At 62.0% G+C, this 2,905-nt stretch carries 4 protein-coding genes; 3 read left to right on the top strand and 1 reads right to left on the bottom strand.

The window, feature by feature from the left end; genetic code table 11:
- The coding region (locus Q0R02_RS09950) for a hypothetical protein (RefSeq protein WP_293883008.1) at positions 1–262 on the top strand (262 nt) is incomplete at its 5' end.
- 202 nt (positions 263–464) lie between these two features.
- A complete protein-coding gene (locus tag Q0R02_RS09945; protein ID WP_293883005.1) occupies positions 465–1,148 on the top strand; it encodes a spermidine synthase in 684 nt (227 codons plus the stop codon).
- A gap of 17 nt (positions 1,149–1,165) precedes the next feature.
- On the opposite strand, the gene Q0R02_RS09940 is transcribed toward Q0R02_RS09945, so the two are convergent.
- The gene (locus Q0R02_RS09940) at positions 1,166–2,359 is read right to left on the bottom strand and encodes an NAD(P)/FAD-dependent oxidoreductase (RefSeq protein ID WP_293883002.1); all 1,194 of its coding nucleotides are present in this window, start codon (positions 2,357–2,359) and stop codon (positions 1,166–1,168) included.
- 83 nt (positions 2,360–2,442) lie between these two features.
- On the opposite strand from Q0R02_RS09940, the gene Q0R02_RS09935 reads away from it, so the two are divergent.
- Positions 2,443–2,868, top strand: coding sequence for a hypothetical protein (locus Q0R02_RS09935; protein ID WP_293883000.1), 426 nt, complete (start codon positions 2,443–2,445; stop codon positions 2,866–2,868).
- The last annotated feature ends 37 nt before the right edge of the window (positions 2,869–2,905 follow it).

Genomic DNA, 2,905 nt, shown 5'->3' with positions numbered 1-2,905 from the left:
AAGGGATCTTAGTCTTACTGCGTGCGGGAATGACGAACTGTCATTCGCTAGAAATATTCTCGCGCCGTTGATGCAGCCCCATACCGGAGTTTATCAGGAGCTGAGAGGCACAATTTTTGGAATTCGATTTGGGCGCGAGTTGCCTCACGACCGCAAGCAGGTCTCGGCCAGGTTGCCCGATGAATGCCGCTGGGCCAAAATCGCGAACGTCGGCTCCTCTCGGAACTTGCAGTTTAGCCTTTGCGCCGAGAATGGCTGGTAAGTCCCAACCTCTGACTTTTACTGGGCCTGCCGGTAGTCCGAAAAGCATAAGGATACATTTGGGGGCACTGAAGGGGTCATAGCTCGATTTAATGCGAATTTAGATAAAGTTTTTCAAGTAATTAGTCCTTCAATAGGATAGCAGCCCTGTCCACCATTTCGACCGTGCTCGCCGGTGATCGTCGTTCAATCGAGGCAGGCCAATGACACCACGCGAATTACTCGGCACCGCGCAAGTCCCCGGTGGCGGCCAGGAACTGCGTCTGTTCCGGCGGGGTGGCGATTTCATGATCGTGCTCGACCGCAATGAATTGATGAACAGCCGGATGAGTGGTTCGGAAGAAGCGCTGGCGGTGATGACGTGCGCGCGACTGGGCCAGCGCCAGCGGCCGCATCTGCTGATCGGTGGCTATGGCATGGGCTTTACCCTGCGCGCGGCGCTGGCTGCGCTGCCCGCTGATGCGGTGACGACGGTGGTCGAACTGGTGTCTGAGATAATTGCCTGGGCGCGGGGCCCGATGGTCGCGTTGATGGCCGGATGCCTCGACGACCGCCGCGTGCGCCTGGTCACCGACGATGTGGCGGCGGTGATCGCGCGGGAGCGAGGGGCTTATGACGCGATCCTGCTCGACGTGGACAATGGTCCCGACGGGCTGACGCGCGACGAGAACGACCGGCTTTATTCGGTGGCAGGATTGGCCCAGGCGAAACGCGCGCTGAAACCCGGCGGCATCCTCGCGATCTGGTCGGCGGCACCCGATGCCGCCTTTGCCAAGCGGCTGCGGCAGGCGGGGTTTGCGACCGAGGAGGTGGCGGTGCGTGCACGGAGCAACGGCACCGGGCCGCGCCATGTCATCTGGTTCGCGACCAAGGATCTGGTTGGTTGATCACCTAGTTTATGGGGTCAAAGCGCCTCAGCCGCAGCGGCGGCGGAGGCCCAGGCCCATTGGAAATTATAGCCGCCGAGCCAGCCGGTGACGTCGACGGCCTCGCCGATCGCGAACAGGCCGGGGACGGATTTTGCTGCCATGGTTTTCTGGGACAAGCCATTGGTATCAATGCCGCCGAGGGTGACTTCTGCCTTGGCGTAACCCTCTGTTCCATTTGGACTAAATTGCCAGTCGTTGAGCTGGCTTGCCGCTTCGACCAGCCGCTTGTCGGACTGGTCGGCGAGTAGCCCCACGATGCCGATCCGTTCGGCGAGTTCGCCAGCGAGGCGCGCGGGAAGGTAGTCGGCCAGGATGCTGCGGACGGTGGCTTTCGGGCGCGTTCGCTTGGCGTCCAGCAGGGTGTCTCGCGCGTTGAGACCGGGCAGAAAGTCGATGCCGATCGCGGCGCCGTGCCGCCAGTAGGAACTGATCTGAAGGATCGCGGGGCCGCTGAGGCCGCGATGGGTGAACAGGCTGGCTTCATCGAACACAGTTTTGCCACAGCGGACGCGGGTCGGGGCGGCCACGCCCGACAGCTCGCGAAACAGCACGTCCTCGCCACCGAGCGTCAGGGGGACGAGCGCGGGGCGGGGCTCGACGATTTTCAGCCCGAACTTGCGCGCAAGGTCATAGGCAAAGCCCGTCGCGCCCATTTTCGGAATACTGGGCCCGCCGGTCGCGATGACGAGCGACGGCGCCCGCTGGACCACGCCGCCGACGGTGACCGCAAACTGGCCATCGGCGTGCGCGACGTCGGTAATCGATTGGCCGAGCGTCAGGGTCACGGTTGCGGGTGCTTCGGACAACAGCATAGCGACGATCTGGCGCGCCGATCCGTCGCAGAATAACTGGCCGAGCGTCTTTTCGTGCCAGGCGATGCCATAGTCATCGACCAGGGCCACGAAATCCTGCGGCGAATAGCGACCCAGCGCTGACTTCGCGAAATGCGGGTTGGCCGACAGGAACCGTTCGGGAACCGTGGCCGAATTGGTAAAATTGCACCGCCCCCCGCCCGAAATCAGGATCTTTTTGCCGGGTTCATCGGCATGATCGATCAACAGCACGCGCCGCCCGCGTTGCCCGGCCTTTGCCGCGCACATCAGGCCCGCTGCCCCCGCGCCGAGGATGATCGCATCGTAAGTTAACGGGTAAGTCAGTGGGTAAGTCACTGCTGCCCCTTAACGTGCAAAGCGGCAGGCAACCAACCATCCTGTCATGTGTTATGAAACCGTAACGATAATGGAGGATCGCGATGAAGACGGTTTTGATGGCTGCACTGGCTGCGGCAACGATGCTGGCAGGATGCGCTGGCGATGGCATGAGCGGAGGTCCGGGTTATGCATCGGACAATCAGTACCGCGAATATCGTCGCTATGACTATAATCGCCCCGATCCATCCAACAACGCTTATTATGCCGACAAATATTACCGCGATGCCCCGAACTATCGCGAGCGTCGACTCAGCCGCAACGATCGCGTCTATCGCGGCCAGAACGGCCAATATTATTGCCGTCGCAACGATGGCACGACCGGCCTGATCGTCGGCGGTGTCGGCGGCGCGGTGCTTGGCGGAATCATCGCACCGGGCGGCTCATCGACGCTCGGCGCGCTGCTGGGCGCTGCTGGCGGCGCGTTGGCGGGCCGGGCGATCGACAAGGACGGCGCACGCTGCAAGTAATGAAATCGGCGTCGGGCGCGAAACTTTGCTATTTCGC

The organism is Sphingomonas sp. (assembly GCF_025353885.1).
Lineage (GTDB): Bacteria > Pseudomonadota > Alphaproteobacteria > Sphingomonadales > Sphingomonadaceae > Sphingomonas_O.
The sequence above is the reverse complement of the archived record's forward strand: the minus strand, read 5'-3'. Positions and strand labels throughout refer to the sequence as shown.